1 protein-coding gene is annotated in these 229 nt (G+C 57.6%); it reads right to left on the bottom strand.

Going from position 1 to position 229, the window contains the following annotated elements; all coding sequences use genetic code 11:
• Positions 1 to 229: GGDEF domain-containing protein (locus ACPYOJ_RS37275; protein WP_481420671.1), on the bottom strand; the 229-nt coding region annotated here is incomplete at both ends.

Here is a 229-nt window from a genome sequence, read left to right as displayed (position 1 = left end):
CAGCAGGATAAAGGCGTCGCCGCCAAGCCTGGCGAGGGTCATCTCGCGGGTAAGGCGGGCGGTAATGCGCTGCGCGAGAGAGATTAACAACTCATCCCCGGTGTTGTGGCCCCAGGTATCGTTGATGCGTTTGAAATGATCGACGTTGAGGAAAATCACGGCGAATGGCTTCTTGCTGAGCAATGCGCTGCGCAGGCAATCCTGCATCCGAATGTCCATCTGGTGGCGA

Source organism: Rhizobium sp. SVR5-9E, assembly GCF_056755095.1.
The sequence above is the reverse complement of the archived record's forward strand: the minus strand, read 5'-3'. Positions and strand labels throughout refer to the sequence as shown.